The organism is Amycolatopsis sp. NBC_00438 (assembly GCF_036026695.1).
Lineage (GTDB): Bacteria > Actinomycetota > Actinomycetes > Mycobacteriales > Pseudonocardiaceae > Amycolatopsis.
The window spans coordinates 8,606,922-8,622,214 of record NZ_CP107923.1 but is presented as its reverse complement, the minus strand read 5'-3'; the positions used below and the strand labels follow the sequence as shown (position 1 = coordinate 8,622,214).

General features: G+C 70.7%; 16 protein-coding genes. 4 read left to right on the top strand and 12 right to left on the bottom strand.

Annotated elements, in window-relative coordinates; genetic code table 11:
• Positions 1-10: 10 nt before the first annotated feature.
• The 7 genes from OG494_RS39545 to OG494_RS39515 form a co-directional block, all read right to left on the bottom strand.
• On the bottom strand, positions 11-1,681 hold the full coding sequence (locus tag OG494_RS39545) for an ABC transporter substrate-binding protein (protein WP_328447571.1): 1,671 nt from the start codon (positions 1,679-1,681) through the stop codon (positions 11-13).
• Positions 1,682-2,009: 328 nt separating this feature from the next.
• Positions 2,010-2,498, bottom strand: a complete 489-nt coding sequence (locus OG494_RS39540; protein WP_328447569.1) for a uridine kinase family protein — start codon at positions 2,496-2,498, stop codon at positions 2,010-2,012.
• A 52-nt stretch (positions 2,499-2,550) separates the two neighbouring features.
• Positions 2,551-2,985 (bottom strand): DUF2304 domain-containing protein, encoded by a 435-nt coding sequence (locus OG494_RS39535; RefSeq protein WP_328447567.1) that lies wholly within the window; start codon positions 2,983-2,985, stop codon positions 2,551-2,553.
• A 12-nt stretch (positions 2,986-2,997) separates the two neighbouring features.
• The gene (locus OG494_RS39530) at positions 2,998-3,699 is read right to left on the bottom strand and encodes a glycosyltransferase family 2 protein (protein ID WP_328459164.1); all 702 of its coding nucleotides are present in this window, start codon (positions 3,697-3,699) and stop codon (positions 2,998-3,000) included.
• Positions 3,700-3,767: 68 nt separating this feature from the next.
• The gene (locus tag OG494_RS39525) at positions 3,768-5,747 is read right to left on the bottom strand and encodes a DUF6541 family protein (RefSeq protein ID WP_328447565.1); all 1,980 of its coding nucleotides are present in this window, start codon (positions 5,745-5,747) and stop codon (positions 3,768-3,770) included.
• Between the two features lie 65 nt (positions 5,748-5,812).
• Positions 5,813-7,099, bottom strand: coding sequence for a hypothetical protein (locus tag OG494_RS39520; protein WP_442874339.1), 1,287 nt, complete (start codon positions 7,097-7,099; stop codon positions 5,813-5,815).
• An 8-nt stretch (positions 7,100-7,107) separates the two neighbouring features.
• Positions 7,108-8,127: a glycosyltransferase family 2 protein gene (locus tag OG494_RS39515; protein ID WP_328447561.1), complete on the bottom strand. Its 1,020-nt coding sequence runs from the start codon at positions 8,125-8,127 to the stop codon at positions 7,108-7,110.
• A gap of 84 nt (positions 8,128-8,211) precedes the next feature.
• Here OG494_RS39515 and OG494_RS39510 point away from each other — a divergent pair, with 84 nt between their 5' ends.
• On the top strand, positions 8,212-9,309 hold the full coding sequence (locus OG494_RS39510) for a UDP-N-acetyl glucosamine 2-epimerase (protein ID WP_328447559.1): 1,098 nt from the start codon (positions 8,212-8,214) through the stop codon (positions 9,307-9,309).
• 58 nt (positions 9,310-9,367) lie between these two features.
• Complete coding sequence (locus OG494_RS39505) at positions 9,368-9,922, top strand: glucosaminidase domain-containing protein (protein WP_328447557.1); 555 nt, start codon at positions 9,368-9,370, stop codon at positions 9,920-9,922.
• On the opposite strand, the gene OG494_RS39500 is transcribed toward OG494_RS39505, so the two are convergent.
• The 3 genes from OG494_RS39500 to OG494_RS39490 are packed head-to-tail and all read right to left on the bottom strand — an operon-like array spanning position 9,879 to position 11,342.
• Entirely contained in the window at positions 9,879-10,349 is a 471-nt protein-coding gene (locus OG494_RS39500; protein WP_328447555.1) for a hypothetical protein, read from the bottom strand. The genes OG494_RS39505 and OG494_RS39500 overlap by 44 nt on opposite strands.
• Before the next feature lie 31 nt (positions 10,350-10,380).
• Positions 10,381-10,977: a recombination mediator RecR gene (gene recR / locus OG494_RS39495; protein WP_247058945.1), complete on the bottom strand. Its 597-nt coding sequence runs from the start codon at positions 10,975-10,977 to the stop codon at positions 10,381-10,383.
• A 5-nt stretch (positions 10,978-10,982) separates the two neighbouring features.
• Entirely contained in the window at positions 10,983-11,342 is a 360-nt protein-coding gene (locus tag OG494_RS39490; protein WP_247017138.1) for a YbaB/EbfC family nucleoid-associated protein, read from the bottom strand.
• Between the two features lie 78 nt (positions 11,343-11,420).
• Between OG494_RS39490 and OG494_RS39485 the strand changes: the two genes are divergently transcribed.
• Positions 11,421-12,272: an N-acetylmuramoyl-L-alanine amidase gene (locus OG494_RS39485; protein ID WP_328447549.1), complete on the top strand. Its 852-nt coding sequence runs from the start codon at positions 11,421-11,423 to the stop codon at positions 12,270-12,272.
• Between the two features lie 82 nt (positions 12,273-12,354).
• Here the strand turns inward: OG494_RS39485 and OG494_RS48510 are convergent, their stop codons facing one another.
• A complete protein-coding gene (locus tag OG494_RS48510) occupies positions 12,355-12,492 on the bottom strand; it encodes a hypothetical protein (RefSeq protein WP_442874338.1) in 138 nt (45 codons plus the stop codon).
• A 49-nt stretch (positions 12,493-12,541) separates the two neighbouring features.
• Between OG494_RS48510 and OG494_RS39475 the strand changes: the two genes are divergently transcribed.
• Entirely contained in the window at positions 12,542-12,973 is a 432-nt protein-coding gene (locus tag OG494_RS39475) for a TIGR03618 family F420-dependent PPOX class oxidoreductase (RefSeq protein ID WP_328447547.1), read from the top strand.
• A 109-nt stretch (positions 12,974-13,082) separates the two neighbouring features.
• On the opposite strand, the gene OG494_RS39470 is transcribed toward OG494_RS39475, so the two are convergent.
• Complete coding sequence (locus OG494_RS39470; protein WP_328447546.1) at positions 13,083-15,290, bottom strand: DNA polymerase III subunit gamma and tau; 2,208 nt, start codon at positions 15,288-15,290, stop codon at positions 13,083-13,085.
• Between the last annotated feature and the right edge of the window lie 3 nt (positions 15,291-15,293).

Below are 15,293 nucleotides of genomic sequence, written 5' to 3'. Positions count from 1 at the left end.
GAAATTCAGATCAGCTGACAGTCACGGTGTTGAAGCGCTCGTCGGTGAGCGGGCTCGCCACCAGACCCTTGACCTTCGGGCCGACCACGATGGCCGGAGTCGGGTACGCGATCGGGATCGCCGGCAGGAAGTCCATGATCTGCTTGTTGACTTCCTGGTACGCCTTGGCGTGGGCGTCACCGGCCGCCGAAGCGTCCGCCGCGCTCAGAGCCGAGAAGAGCTGCGGGTTGTTGAACCCGAACTCCTTCTTCTCGCGGCCGAAGAACGTGCCCACGAAGTTGCCGGCGTCGTTGTAGTCACCGGTCCAGCCGAGCAGGTGGAGGTCCTGCTTACCGGCCTTCTGGACGTCGTCCTTGTAACCACCGTTCCACGGCTCGGCGTGGGTCTCGATCTTGATGCCGATCTTCTTCAGGTCCTCGGAGATCGCCGTGAAGGTGTCCGCCGGGTTCGGCATGTACGGCCGGGTGACCTCGGTCGGGTAGTAGAACTTCAGCGTCAGATCCGTCGCCCCGGCCTCCTGCAGCAGCTGCTTGGCCTTCTCCGGGTCGTACGGGTACTTGGTGACGTCGTCGGTGTAACCCGAGATGACCTTCGGGACGAACTCGGTCGCGACCTCGGAACCCTCGGCCAGCTTCGACTTCACGAACTGCTCGCGGTTGACGCCGTAGGCCAACGCCTGGCGGACCTTGACGTCCTTGAGCTTCGGGTTGTTGGCCTGGTTGATGCCCAGGTACAGCACGTTGAACGACGGGCGGATGAGGACCTGCTCACCGTCGTTGCGCAGCAGGCCGTAGTCCGCCGGGTTCGGGTAGTCGTAGCCGTTGATGTCGCCGGCCTTGAGCGCCTGCTTGCGGGCGTTCTCGTCCGGGATCACCTTGAAGATCAGCTTGTCGAGCTTCGGCGGCGTCGGGCTGCTGTCGTTCTTGACCAGCGTGATCTCACCCTTGGCCTGGTCCCAGCTCTCGAACTTGAACGGGCCGGTGCCGACCGGGAACTTGTTCGCGTACTCGCTGTAGGTGAACGAGTCGCCGCTCTGGGTGACCGTGTCGGCGTTGTGCGCCTTGAGCGCGGTCGGGCTCTGGATCGCGAACGACGGCAGCGTGAACGCCGACGGGAACGCGCCCTTGGGCTTGTTCAGGTTCAGGACCGCGGTCGCCGGGTCCTTCGCCTCGCAGCTCTTGTAGACGGGGTCACCCGTCGCGTCGCCCTCGTTCTTGGCGAAGCCCTCGAAGACGTCGCCGTAGTAGATCATCTGGCTCTGGGCGGCAGCGCCCTTCATGTTGAACCAGCGGTCGAAGTTGAAGCAGACCGAGGCGGCGTCCATCGGGGTGCCGTCGGAGAACTTGACGCCCGACTTCAGGGTGAACGTCCAGGTCTTGCCGTCGTTGCTCGGCTCCCACTTCTCGGCGAGAGACGGCTCGAGGTCGGCGGTGCCCGGCTTGTTCTGGATCAGCGTGTCGTAGATCTGACGGGTGATCCGGAAGGTCTCGCCCTCGTCGTTGAACGCCGGGTCGAACATCTTCGGGTTTCCGGCGGCGCCGAAGATCATCGTGCCTCCGGTACCACCTCCGGCGCCCTCGTCACGCTTCGAATCCGCACAGGCGGACAGCGAAACCGCGAGCGCGCCGGTGAGCCCGATCAGGGCCACGCGGCGTGTTCGGGTCAGCCGCAATTGCTGCATCTGGCACCCCTTGGGAGATGTTCGGGTTTTTAAGTCACCGTCCGGTCGGTCAGGAACACCCCGGACGATCGGTGTGCTCGCCGACACTAGCGGGAACTCGGCTCGCACTTAAGCACGTGAGGTTACGATCGCGCTACGTGGGCGTCGATTTGACCGCAATGTGTCCGTAAATCACGACAGAATGTGACCATTTGTGGTCCACGGCTGCGCCGAGTGCCCGAACCCTGACTCAGATGGCGGTACCGCCGTTAGACCAGCAGTGTTCACGGTCCGGTCTCGCTTGATCGATCCGGAGCGGCGCGGGCACGGAGCGTGAGCAATCCGTTCCCTACGAAAGTCGGGTTCCGGCCGCCTCGGGGGTGCCGTCGACGGCGAACCAGCCGCGCTCGAACCGTTGCCAGCGGCCCAGTTCCGCCCTCGACGCCTCGCCGTCGCGCGCCACGGACCGGGTCAGCCGCTCGGCCTCCGTGCCGCCGGAGATCCAGCAGAGGTGGGAAAGCAGGGGTCTTACCGAAGCCCGGCCGCTCGAAACGCCTTCCACCACCAGGACGTCCGGAACTGTCACCCGGACGAGATCCCCCGGCCGTGGGACCCCGGACGACCAGTCCGTCCGCCGGTAAGCGCCGTCCACGCCGTCCGCAAGGGGCTTCAGCACACCTTCGACGAGCCGCGGCCACCACCCGACCGGGTCGTCCCACGTCGCGAAGGCGTCGGTGCTCACGAGGGCCGTGCGGCAACCCAGGGCTCGCAGCCCATCGACGACTTCGCCTGCCAGCGTGGACTTCCCGGCACCCGACGGCCCGTCGACGGCCAGCACCCGAACCCCGCCGAGCCGCGCGGGCGCGGAAAGCAGCGCCTCGATCAGGGCGTCACTTGCTGACGCGCTCGACCTCGGGAAGTCCTTTGACGTCGTCCGGCGCCGACATCCGGGCTTCCAGCTCGCCGATCCGGCGTTCGAGCTCGCGCTTGGTGTCTTCGAGCTCGCAGCGCAGCAACGCGGTCTCCTCGACCGACGTGCGCACTTCTTCCTCCAGGTGCCCGACCTCGGTCGACAGGTGCAGCGACACTAGCGCCAGCACGACCCCGGCGAGCAGGAAGACGAAGTTCGACGGCGTCTGGACGCCGGTGTGCTTGGCGAGGAACTCGGCCGCCTGCGGCAGCACCGCGAGGACGACGACGCCGACGGCGACGACCAGCCACACGCCCGCGTACTTCTCCCGCAGCTTGCGCCGCCGCATCATTTCGATGACCACGAACAGCACGACGCAGGCGACGATGATGCTGAGGATGCGCCAACCGGCCATTTCCAGTTCCCCTTACGCCGAATCCGAGGAGTCGACCGCGGGCCGGCGGCGCACCAGGGCCAGCAGCAGCGCGAGACCCGCGCGGCCCAGGTAGACGGCCGACTTGACGGGCGAGTGGCTGGGCGTGCCGCCCGCGCGCTCGCGCATGATGACCGGGATCTCCTTGATGGTCAGGTTCGCCCGGATGGCCATGACCAGGGACTCGACGGTATCGCCGAGGTATTCGGCCGGGTAGTAGCCGGCGAACAGCCGGATCGCGCGCGGCCCCATCGCCTTGAACCCGGACGTGACGTCGGTGAGCTTGCTCTTCGCGAGCCGCGAGAACACCAGCGAGAGCGCCACCATGGCGTACTTGCGCGGCCCGCTGGCCTTGTAGGAGCCCTTGCCGGCGAACCGCGAGCCGATCACGATGTCCGCGTCGTCCAGGCCGCGCAGCAACGCCTCGAGCTCGTCCGGGTCGTGCTGGCCGTCCGCGTCCACCTGCACGACGACGTCGTACCCGCGGGCGGCGGCGTAGCGGAAGCCGGTGCGCATGGCGCCGCCGACACCGAGGTTCACCGCGAGGCGGGCCACCTCGGCCCCGGCCGCGCGGGCCAGGCGGGCGGTGTCGTCGACCGAGCCGTCGTCGACGACCAGCAGGTCGGCGTCCGGCCGAGCCCGTTTCACGTGCTCGATAACCGACGCGACGCTCGCCTGCTCGTTCAGCGCGGGCATCACGATCAGCACCCGGCGGCTGGTCACGGAGGTCAACGGAGACGCGGACACGCGATCACTTTAGCCCTTCAGTTCCCGTTGCCGGCGGCGGACCCGGGGGTGGCCCCGGCCGCGACGACGCCTTGCTGGCCCTCGATCTCGTACACCGAAGCGCCGGGATTGTGGAAGACCAGCTTGAAACCGGTACCGGCGTCCAGGTGCTCGAGGCCGACCGCGCTCGGGGTCGTCGCCGAGACCTTGCCCTTGCCGACGAAGACGTAGCGGACCTTGAGGTCGGTGAGGGTCTTGCGCACCGCCGGGTACTTGTCGATGTCGTTCAGGTAGACGCTGAGGTACCCCGCCGGGGTGAGCGGCTCGGCACCGTAGAAGGTCCACTCGACCGGCTGGATGCCGTTGAGCGCGTACATCCACACCGAGCCGTCGGACTTGTCGTTCATCACGTGCTCGCCGGGGGCGACGCGCGCGGCGAGCCACGTGAAGGCCTCGCGCTCGTCGTTGCTCACGGTCGGCCCGCCGCTGTAGTTGAGCTGCAGCCGGGCCGCGTTGCGGCCGATGTAGCCGCCGCGGCTGAGCCCGCCGATGACCAGGGCCAGCAGCACCACGCCGAGCGTGGTGAGCGTCGCCGGGCCGAGGTTGGGCAGCCGGCCGCCGGCCTTGCGCGCGATCCAGCGGGCCGCGGTCTCGGCGAACTCGCCGAAGGCGACCGCGCCGGCCAGCGGGACCAGGGCCCCGATCCGCCAGTGGTCGTTGTAGAAGACCCCGGTGAGGGTGTGGATGAGCGGCGTCTCCATCGACACCGTGGCCGCGAAGAGCCCGCCGAACACGACGTAGGCCGCGACCATCCACAGCATCCGGCGGTGCTTGACCATCAGGCAGATCCCGATGAACGCGGGCACGCCGATCCACCACTGCGGGAACGGGGCCATCGGCGAGAACGTGATGGTCTCGCCGAGACCGCCGCTGACGGTCGCCTCCGACGCCCAGAACGCGCTCGTCACGCCACCCGCGTTGTACAGCGAAGGCAACGCCAGTGGCAGGCCGCAGACGACGGCGAGGCCGACGGTGGCGATCAGCGAGGGCGCCGAGCGGCGCCAGTCGATCCGCTCGAACCGGAACAGCACGGCGAGCAGGACCAGCAGGAAGTACACGACGACCACGAACGCGACGCTGGTGTGCAGCCCGATCAGCCCGGCGACGCCGATGCCGATCGCGACCGGACCGGCGATCCCCCGCGGCTCCAGCAGCAGCCGGCCCAGTGCGAGGGCCGCCGGGATCAAGGCCACGCCCGCGACGTAGGGCCACAGCGGACCGCGCCACAGCGAGTCGTAGGGGAAGTTCGTGAACGACACCGAAACGGCGGCGGCCGCGGCGACACCCAGCGGCGGCATCCGCCACACGTGGCACATCGCGGCGACGCCGATCGGCACGCACAGGATCACCGTGAGCGCCGCCATGTTCAGCGTCGGCATCATCGCCAGCCCGGCCTTGTCGAAGACCAGCGCGAGCAGGGCGTGGTAGGTGTCCGGGTAGAAGTAGTCGGTCTGGTTCGGCAGGTTCGCGATGGTGCCGACCGTCGACGGCCGGGCGTCGCCGTGCTCGGCGATCCAGCGCACCAGATTCGCGTGGAACGGCGCGTCCCAGCCCTGCTGGACCTGGTTCAGGCCGCGGGCGCCGCGCAGGAACGTCACGATGCCGACCGCGGAGCCGACGAAGACGCCGGCGCCCATCAGCAGGTGCTCACGCGGGGTCCGGCGCGGGCGCGCCGTGTCGGCGTCCAGCCCGGCCCAGTCCGGGTGCCGGCGCGCGGTGAGGCGCTGCACGGCGAAAGCGAGGCCGAAGCCGGCCGCGGACAGCAGCAGCGTCCACAGCGCGACGTCGAGCATGTTCCAGCGGATGCCGAGGCCACCGAGGACCGGCACCCCCAGGCTGACGACGCCGAAGGTCAGCAGCGGCGCGGCCGCGGCCAGCAGCCACCCGCGCAGCCGGATGGCCGCACCCAGGACGAGGCCCGGCAGCCAGAAGGCGAGCACGACCAGTAATACGTTCATGGTTTTACGCTGTCCAACCTCACCGGCGCTTCACGCCGATCCAGTCCCGGTGGTCCGGCCCCGGGTCACCCTACTGTGACGTTCGAACCGGCCGGCAAGTTGCCCGGGCGCCGCAAGACGAACACCAGAACGACGGCCAATCCCAGCGTGGGACCGGCGGCCAGGCCGGCGACGGCCTTGAGAATCGGGTCACCCGGCACCACCAGCAGCGTCACGGCGGTCGCGACCGCGACCACCGCCCAGGTGACCAGCACCTTGTTCGCCTGCTTGCGGGCCACGAGCACGGCCGTCATCAGCTGCAGCGCCGTGAGCACCACCGCACCCCAGACCATCCAGGCGACCCACCAGCCCTGCGCGACGAACTTGGCGCCGTAGAGCAGCTCGACCAGCCACGGCCCGATGAGCAAGCCGACCAGGGCGCCGACGACGCCGAGGACGACCGTGCCGACCGCGCCCAGCGCCAGCAGGCGGCGGAGGCGGTGCATGCCCTCGGCCGTGCCGGACAGCCGGACGACCGTCGGGACGGCGAGCGCCTGCAGCGGCGAGAGCAGCAGGAGCGGCACCCGGGACACGGTGAGCGTCGCGAAGAGCACGCCGACGTCGGCGTCGGACCCGCCCGGCGCGAGCAGGCTCACCATCGCCGGGTAGCCGGTGATGACGCTGGCGGTCAGGCCCGCGCCGGCCATCAGGATCAGGATCCGCGCGGTGACCGGCCCCCAGCCCTCACCCTCGGCGTGCGGGTCGACGAGCCCGGTCACCGGCCGGACGAACAGCAGCCAGGCGAACGACCCGGCCGCCGCGGCGATCGCGAACGACGTCAGGCCGGTGAGCCCGGCGGCGACGATCCCGAACAGCACGACGACGCGGACCGCGGCCTCGGCGATGACCAGCCAGGAGTACGGGCGGATCCGCTGCTGCCCGACGAGCAGGCCGCGGGCGGCGAACTGGCAGGCGAAGGAGATCGCCCCGCACAGCACGATGACGCCGAGGGCGGTGTTGCCGGCGTAGAGACGGTCCGAAAGCACGGGCACGACGAGCGTCACGACGGCGACGACGGCGACCGTCACCGCGCCGATGGTCAGCGCCCGCAGCGCGGGGCGGCCGGCGCGGCCGCCGTCGAGCGCGGCCACCGCGGACTGGCGGGACAGCTCCTGCTCGAGCGGCGACAGCGCGCTGCCGAGGCCCATCAGGATGCCCCAGAACGAGAGGAAGACCTTGCTGTTCTCCGGCCCGAGCCAGCGGGTCGCGAGCAGCGTCAGGACGTACCCGAGCCCGATCGCGACGAGCAGCGAGACGCCGATCTTCCCGGCCGAGCGGCCGGTCTCCTTGGCGAGCTCGCGATCGCCGGTCACCGGGCTGCTCATCGCCGGTTGCGGCGGGCCCGCAACGCCATCACGAGGCCGCGGACGGCGCCCGCGCCGAACCCGGCGCCGAACACCGGCGCGAGCCGGGCCACGGCCTTGGCCTCGGCGGTCGTCGCCCCGAAGCGGGTCACGGCCACCCCGGCCGCGGCCGACCCGGCGGCGGCCAGCGCGACGGCCGTCTTCGGGCGCCGCAGCGCCACGCCGAGGCCGAGCAGGCCGACGCCGAACGCGGCGAACAGGCCGTTGCGCGCGGGCCCGGGCGAGCCGAGGTAGGAGTCCACGAAGGTCGTCCCGCGGAAGTACGACTGGGCGACGAACTTCTTGAAGCTGTCGCGCCCGTGGTAGGTGGCCGAGAACTCCGGTGCGAGGAAGATGCGGTGGCGCTCGGCGATCCAGCGCAGCACACCGGTGTCGTCACTGGCGAAGCGCACGTCGTCGAAGAGCGAGACGAACGCGTCCGAAGCGGCCTCAAGGACCTCGCGCGGTGCGGAAAAGAAACCGGTGCCCTTGGGGAACAGGTCGAACTCGTCGATGCCGAAGGACATCAGGCGCGGATCCGCGCAGTAGCGGCGCCAGGGAATCTTCACCAGCCCGGCCATGAACCCGGCGTACGGGTTGGTTTCCGACGCCACGTTGACGTGGCCGTTCCAGACCGCGCGCTCCGGGTGGTCGACCACCTGGTCACGCAGGAACGTCAGCGCGCCTTCGTCGACGACCACACGGCTGTCGAGCAGCAGGATCCGCTCCCCGGACGCCTTGGCGATCCCCGCCCGCCGGGCCTCGAACCGGCCGCTGTTGGCCTGGCCGAGCACCGTGATGCCGTGGCGTTCGCGCAGCTCGTCGAGCCGGGACGGCGTGGCGTCGGTGCTGCCGTCGTCGACCACGACGACCTCGATCGGCCAGTTCGCCGCCTCGGCCGAGGCGAGCAGCGCGCCGACACTGCGTTCGATCCAGTCCTGCTCGTTGTAGACCGGGATCACGACGCTGAGCGAGGGGAGGAGCGGGTTCGCACTCACCGGGCCGAGGCTACCCGGCGGCCTCCGCGGCGGGTCGGCCAGTATCCTTGCGCCACCGCACCCGACCAGAAATGGGCCTTCACGGTGATTTCCTTCATTCTCGGCACCACCGCGGAACTGATCAAGATCGCGCCCGTCTACCACGGGATCCGCGAGCGAGGGATGCGGCCGAAGATCTGGTTCACCGCGCAGCACGTCGACGAGGTGGCCGACGTCCTGGCCGACCTGGACATGCCGGCACCCGACGTCTGGCTGGTGCCGGAGGAGAAGGCGCACAACCTCGAGTCGCCGTCGCAGGTCCCGGGCTGGGCCGCGCAGGTCATGCGCACCGCCTGGAGCCGCCGCCACGAGCTGCGCGCCGCCCTGACCGAAGACGGCCGGCCGCCGCTGGTGCTGGTGCACGGCGACACGTTCACCACGCCGTACGGCTCGCTGATCGGGAAGCGCATCCTGAAGTCCCGCGTCGGGCACGTCGAGGCCGGCGCGCGCTCGGGCAGCATCCTGTCGCCGCTACCCGAGGAGCTCAACCGCAAGATCGCGGCGAAGATCGTCGACATGCACTTCGCACCGAGCATCCGCGAGGTGAACAACCTGCGCAACGCCCGCGGCGTCGTCGTCGACACCGAGGCGAACACCGCGATCGACGCGATGCGCCTGGCCATCAACCAGCCGCTGGACGTGCCGAACCTGCCGGAGAAGTTCGGCCTGGCCACGCTGCACCGCTTCGAGCTGGTCTCGCGCGCGGACAAGTACCGCGAGGTGCTGGAGATCCTGCGCGAGCAGAGCCGCCAGATGCCGATCCTGTACATGGCCGGCGCGCCCGAGCGCGAGAAGATCCGCTCGCTGGGCCTGGACAACCTGTTCGACGACAAGTTCATCGCGCAGCCGAAGATGCGGTACCTGAAGTTCCTGCCGCTGGTCGCGCGCGCCGAGTACGTCGTCACCGACTCGGGTGGTCTCTCGGCGGAGTGCTACTACCTCGGCCTGCCGTGCGCGGTGCACCGCGAGCGCACCGAGACGCCGCAGCACCTCGGCGAGACCGTCGTGCTCACCGAAATGCGCGGCGACAAGCTGCAGAACTTCCTCGACACCTACCAGAACCGCCGCGGTGAGTCCTGGATGGACAAGTACCACCCGTCCGAGATCATCGTGGACACGCTGGCGCAGCTCGGCTACTGCTGACGCCTCTTTGGAGTGACGCCGGTCGCCGGCCGGGCGCGGATCGGGCAGTTTTGCCCCCATGATCCACTTCGGGCTGGCGGCCGTCCTCCTGGTCGTCCCGCCGATCGACCAGGGCTCGGTTCGCGCGGCCGCGCTGGACGCGGGCTACCAACAGGCGTACGTCGGCACGGCGGCCCCGATCGCCCTGCGGATCCGCGCCGCGTACGACATCCCGGCGTCGGTCACGGTGGCGCAGTCGATCCTGGAGTCGAACTGGGGCCGCAGCAAACTCTCGACGGCCGAGCTGAACTACTTCGGCTTCAAGTGCGTCCGGCCGACGAGCCCGGGCCCCATCGCGTTGCGGTGCGCGCGCTACCAGACGTCCGAATGCGTTCCGGCGCCGTGCCATCCCGTCGACGCGTTTTTCCGCTCGTACGCGTCGGTGGACGACTCATTCCGTGATTACGGGCGCTTGCTGACGACTTCCTCGAACTACGCGGCGGCGCTGCCGGCGCGCGAAGACCCGGACGCGTTCATCCGGGCGGTGGCGCGGAAGTACGCCACCGACCCGGAGTACGCGAACAAGGTGATCAGGCTGATGGACCTCTACGGCCTGCGCCGCTTCGACCAGTGAGCTTCTCGATGTCCTGGTCGTGGAAGCCGCCGGCCAGCTGCCCCAGCTTTTCGAAGAACTCGACACCGCCGAAGGCGAGGGCAGCGAGCAGATCTTCCTCGACGGCGACGGCGGTCCGGCTCAGGCCGCTGTCGAACGCCAGGGTGAACCGCACCAGCCCGCCCGGGACCGGTTCGAGCCGGAGCACACCGAACTCGTCCCACAGCCCGGTCTCCGCCCGCCCCTCCCGGCGGTACTGCGCCACGAGGTCGGCGATGGTGCGCCACAGTCGCTCGACGTCCGCGTGGAAGTTCCGGTCCAAGACCGCGACCTCACCGATGGTCAGCTCGATCACACCGGTCATGGGGTCGACCCGCCGCGACCGGGGCAGCTCGGCGCAGTCGCTGATGTCGACGTAACCCGCTTCCCGGCCCCGCACGGTGACCATGAACGTCCGGATCGGTTCGACCGGGCGGCCGTCAAAGGACACGGCGGCCCGAGAGCGCGCGGCCCAGGGTCAGCTCGTCCGCGAACTCCAGGTCACCGCCCATCGGCAGCCCCGATGCCAGCCTCGTCACGCTCAACCCCGGGAAGTCGCGCAGCATGCGCACCAGGTACGTCGCCGTCGCTTCGCCTTCGGTGTTGGGGTCCGTCGCGATGATGATCTCGGTGATGTCCGCCTCGCCGATGCGCTTGAGCAGTTCGCGCATCCGCAGCTGCTCCGGGCCGATGCCCGACAACGGGTCCAGGGCGCCGCCCAGAACGTGGTAGCGGCCCTTGAACTCGCGGGTGCGCTCGACCGCCAGGACGTCCTTCGGCTCCTCGACCACGCAGATGACCGTGAGGTCGCGGCGCTCGTCGCGACAGATGCGGCACCGCTGCTGCTCGGAGACGTTGCCGCAGACCTCGCAGAACTGCACGCCCTCCTTGACCTTGCCGAGGACGTCCTGCAGCCGGGAGATGTCCACCGGGTCCGCGGCCAGCAGGTGGAACGCGATCCGCTGGGCGCTCTTCGGCCCGACCCCGGGCAACCGCCCGAGCTCGTCGATCAGGTCCTGGACGACACCTTCGTACAAGTTCGTCAGCCGCCGAAGCCGAGGGCGCCGAGGTCCGGCATGCCGCCACCGCCGCCGAGGCCGCCGGCCAGCGGGCCGAGCTTCTGCTCGGTGAGCTTCTGGGCGCTCGCCGACGCGTCGCGGACCGCCGCCACGATCAGGTCGGACAGGGTCTCGACGTCGTCCGGGTCGACGACCTTCGGGTCGATCTGGAGGTTTTTGAGCTGGCTGTCACCGGAGACGGTCGCGGTGACCAGCCCGCCGCCGGCCGTGCCGGTGACCTCGGTGTTGGCGAGTTCCTCCTGCGCCTCGACGAGCTTCTGCTGCATCTGCTGGGCCTGCTGCATCAGCTGGGAAATGTCGAAGCCGCCGCCGGGTTGCACCATGATCGCACTCGGTCCTCTCTGCACGCCTGTGTCACCACCAGGGTAGTCGCGCCACGGGCGGGCCCGGGTTGTGGCACCGTGGTCGCCGTGCGACGCGCGATTGCTCCCCTCCTGCTGGCCGGTGCCCTGCTGCTCACCGGCTGCGAAGAAGACACCCCGGCGGCTCCCGCGCCCGCTCCCGTCGTCACCCGGACCGTCACACCCACGCCGGCGACCGTCACGCCTTCGCCGTCGTCGGTCGCACCACCCGCGCCGCCTTCCAGCGCGCCGCCGGTGGTTTCCGGGAAGGTCGTCGTGCTCGATCCCGGGCACAACGGCGGCAACGGCTCGCACCCCTCCGAGATCAACCGGCTCGTGCCCGCGGGACGCGGGCAGACCAAGCCGTGCAACACCACCGGGACGTCGACCAACGCCGGTTACCCCGAGCACGCGTTCACCTGGGACGTCTCCCAGCGGGTCGGAGAAGCGTTGTCGGCCAAGGGGATCCGCGTCGTCTACACGCGACAGAACGACACCGGCGTCGGCCCGTGCGTCGACAAGCGGGCGGCGGCCGGCAACGACGCGAACGCCGACGCCGTCGTCTCGATCCACGCCGACGGCTCGAACTCGCCCGGGGCGAACGGCTTCCACGTCGCCTACTCGTCGCCGCCGCTGAACGCGGCGCAAGGCCCGCCGTCGACGCGGCTGGCCCAGACGTTGCGCGACACGATGCGCACCAGCGGCTTCAGCGCGTCGAACTACATCGGCGGCAACGGCCTTTCGGCGCGCTCGGACCTCGGCGGCCTGAACCTCTCGACGCGGCCGATCGCGCTCGTCGAGTGCGGGAACATGCGCAACGCGGCCGAGGCGGCCCGGATGTCGAGCGCCGAAGGGCGGCAGCAGTTCGCGTCCGCCATCGCCGCGGCGATCGAGGCCTACCTGGCCTCCTGAGCCTCGACGACGGCCTCGCCGTGCCGGGTCGCCCACTTCGTGAGGACGCCGATCGGCTCGACGAGCGTCTGCCCGAGGTCGGTCAGGCTGTAGTCGACGAGCTCGCCGTGCCGCCGCTGAGCGCGAACACCACGACGACAGCCCACTTGTCGGCGATGATCTCGATCGCCGGCCGGGCCGGGCAGTCCACGAGGAAGACGTCACCCGGGAAGTCACCCATGGGCACCAAGGTACCGAGGAGTACCTGCCGGCTTCCTAGTCTCGGGGACATGGAACTCCCCGAAAGCAGCCACCGGCTGTTCGAACGGCCTTTCAACGCGGTGCTGACCACGATCAACCCGGACGGCTCCCCGCAGACGTCGATGGTCTGGGCCAGCCGCGAGGGCGACGAGATCGTGATGGGCATGGAGGGCCGCCGGCCCAAGGTGCGCAACATCCGCAACGACCCGCGCGTGACGGTCCTGATCGAGGACCACGACGGCCACGACGCCCGCGGGTTGCCGCAGTACCTGCTGGTCCGCGGCACGGCGTCGATCGTCGGCCCGGACATCGCCGACGAGTTCACGGCGCTGATGGACCGCCAGGCGCAGCGCTACCTCGGCGTCGAGAAGTACCTGCTGGGCAACCAGGGCTCGCCGACCGCGGTGATCGTCCGCGTCAGGGCGGACCGGGTCACCGGCATCGGCCCCTGGGCCTCCTGACCCCGACCCAGAGAGTCGGCAGGCTCTGCGGGCGGGGCGCAGGCCGAAAAGCCGTGAAGGCCTCCTTACCGGCTCTTACGGCCGGTAAGGAGGCCTTCACGGACCTTGGTCAGTCCAGGGGGCGGGCGCCGAGGTGATCCGAGATCAGCTGGCGGGCCAGCTCGTCCGGGTCCTGGTCCGGCGGGGGCGGGGGTGGCGGCGGGGCCGGGCTGGCGTCCTCGTTGTAGAGGTCCTCGTCGTCCTCGTCGGAGGGTTCCGGGGGCAGCGGGATGTCCGGCTCGGCCGTCGTGACCTTGGGCCGCGCCGGCGGGGGCGGGGTGGCCGGGGCCGCCGGGCGGGCGGGCTGCTCGGCCGGGGGCGCCGCGGGGGCGGCCGCCGACTGGCGGGTGAACGACTGCTTCGGCGCGGGCGCCGCCTGCTGGGCGCGGGCCGCGGGCGCGGCGGCCGGGGCGTTGCCGTGGACGCAGCGGACCTGCCAGTCGCCGCCGAGGACGTCGGTCAGCGCGCCGGCGATCTTGCGGGCGTTGTCCTGGTCGGACAGCCTGCGGGCCAGCGGCTCGGACTTGTGGGTCAGCGTGACGGCGTTGCCCTCGACGGTCGCCACTGTGGCCTGCGTGAGCATCGCCTCGAGGCTGCGGCCGCCGGTGAACTTGCGCAGCGCCGTCATCAGCTGCGGCCAGATGTTCCGGAGCCCGGCCGCGTCCAGCGCACCGGACGCCGCGGGTGCGGCGGCGGCCGCCGGTTCGGGCTCGGCCGCCGGGGCGGGGGCGTCCCCACCCGGCGTCCGGGTCGCGCCCCAGCCGCTGGCGTCGCTCGGCGCGGCGGCGGGTGCCGCGGCCGGCTGCGCGGGGATCCCGCCACCCGGCGTGCGCGGTGTGCTCCAGCCGCCGTTCGCGGACGCCGGTTCGGCGGCCGGTGCCGGGGCGGCAGCAGGCTGCGCGGGATGAGCCGGCGGGGCGGCAGCGGGCTGAGCCGGAGCGGCCGTCACGGGAGCGGGCCGGGCCGGCGGATTCGGTCCGTCCGCGGGCGGCTCCGGGATCGCCACCGGTGCCGGGCCGGCCGACGCCGGGCGCTGCGACGGCCTCGAGAACTCCTTCTCCGGCGCGGCCCGCATCGGCGGCTCGACGCCACCTTCGGCGGGCGCGCCACCGCCGGCGGCGACGGTCGCGCGGCGTTCCAGCCGCTCGATCCGCGCCAGCAGCGCCTTTTCCGCCTCGGTGACCGACGGCAGCAGCATCCGCGCGCACAGCAGCTCGAGCACGAGCCGGGCGGACGTCGCGCCCCGCATCTCCAAGAGTCCATTGTGGACGATGTCGGCGTACCGCGAAAGCGTGCCGAGGCCAAGACGTTCGGACTGGCCGACCATCCGCGCCAGTTCCTCTTCGGGCGCCGACACCAGGCCACCCGCGGACTCCGGGACCGCGCGCAGCAGCACCAGGTCGCGCAGCCGGTCGAGCAGGTCGGTCGCGAACCGGCGCGGGTCGTGCCCGGCTTCGGCGACCTTCTCGACGGTGCCGAACACTGTGCCGGCGTCGTCGGTCGAGAGCGCGTCGACCATGTCGTCGATCAGCGCCACGTCGGTGACGCCCAGCAGCGACACCGCGCGGCTGTAGCTCACGCCGTCGGGCCCAGCGCCGGCGAGCAGCTGGTCGAGCACCGACTGCGTGTCGCGCGCCGAACCGCCGCCGGCCCGGATGACCAGCGGGTACACCGCGGGCTCGACCTCGACGCCTTCGGCGGCGACGTTGCTTTCCAGCAGCGTGCGCATCGCGCCGGGCGGGATCAGCCGGAACGGGTAGTGGTGCGTCCGCGAGCGGATGGTGGTGAGCACCTTGTCCGGCTCGGTGGTCGCGAAGATGAAGATGACGTGCTCGGGCGGCTCTTCCACGATCTTCAGCAGGGCGTTGAAGCCCTGCGTGGTGACCATGTGCGCCTCGTCGATGATGAACACGCGGTAGCGCGACTCGGCGGGGGCGTAGAACGCCTTGTCCCGCAGCTCACGGGCGTCGTCGACACCACCGTGGCTGGCGGCGTCGAGCTCCGTGACGTCGACGCTGCCCGAACCCTCCGGCGCGAGCGCCTTGCAGGAGTTGCACTCGCCGCACGGGTCCGGTGTCGGCCCCTTCACGCAGTTCAGCGAGCGCGCCATGATCCGCGCGCTCGACGTCTTCCCGCAGCCGCGCGGGCCGGAGAAGAGGTAGGCGTGGTTGATCCGCCCGGCGGACAACGCCGTGCGGAGGGGTTCGGTCACATGCTCCTGCCCGACGACCTCGGCGAAGGTTGCCGGACGGTACTTGCGGTACAGCGCGAGAGCCACGCC

What these genes read in the sequence shown, in the direction of transcription:
- OG494_RS39545 (WP_328447571.1), bottom strand. Translation starts at nt 1,681, where the DNA reads ATGCAGCAATTGCGGCTGACCCGAACACGCCGCGTGGCCCTGATCGGG.
- OG494_RS39535 (WP_328447567.1), bottom strand. Translation starts at nt 2,985, where the DNA reads ATGGCCGGTTGGCGCATCCTCAGCATCATCGTCGCCTGCGTCGTGCTG.
- OG494_RS39530 (WP_328459164.1), bottom strand. Translation starts at nt 3,699, where the DNA reads ATGCCCGCGCTGAACGAGCAGGCGAGCGTCGCGTCGGTTATCGAGCAC.
- OG494_RS39525 (WP_328447565.1), bottom strand. Translation starts at nt 5,747, where the DNA reads ATGAACGTATTACTGGTCGTGCTCGCCTTCTGGCTGCCGGGCCTCGTC.
- OG494_RS39505 (WP_328447557.1), top strand. Translation starts at nt 9,368, where the DNA reads ATGATCCACTTCGGGCTGGCGGCCGTCCTCCTGGTCGTCCCGCCGATC.
- OG494_RS39500 (WP_328447555.1), bottom strand. Translation starts at nt 10,349, where the DNA reads ATGGTCACCGTGCGGGGCCGGGAAGCGGGTTACGTCGACATCAGCGAC.
- OG494_RS39490 (WP_247017138.1), bottom strand. Translation starts at nt 11,342, where the DNA reads ATGGTGCAACCCGGCGGCGGCTTCGACATTTCCCAGCTGATGCAGCAG.
- OG494_RS48510 (WP_442874338.1), bottom strand. Translation starts at nt 12,492, where the DNA reads ATGGGTGACTTCCCGGGTGACGTCTTCCTCGTGGACTGCCCGGCCCGG.
- OG494_RS39475 (WP_328447547.1), top strand. Translation starts at nt 12,542, where the DNA reads ATGGAACTCCCCGAAAGCAGCCACCGGCTGTTCGAACGGCCTTTCAAC.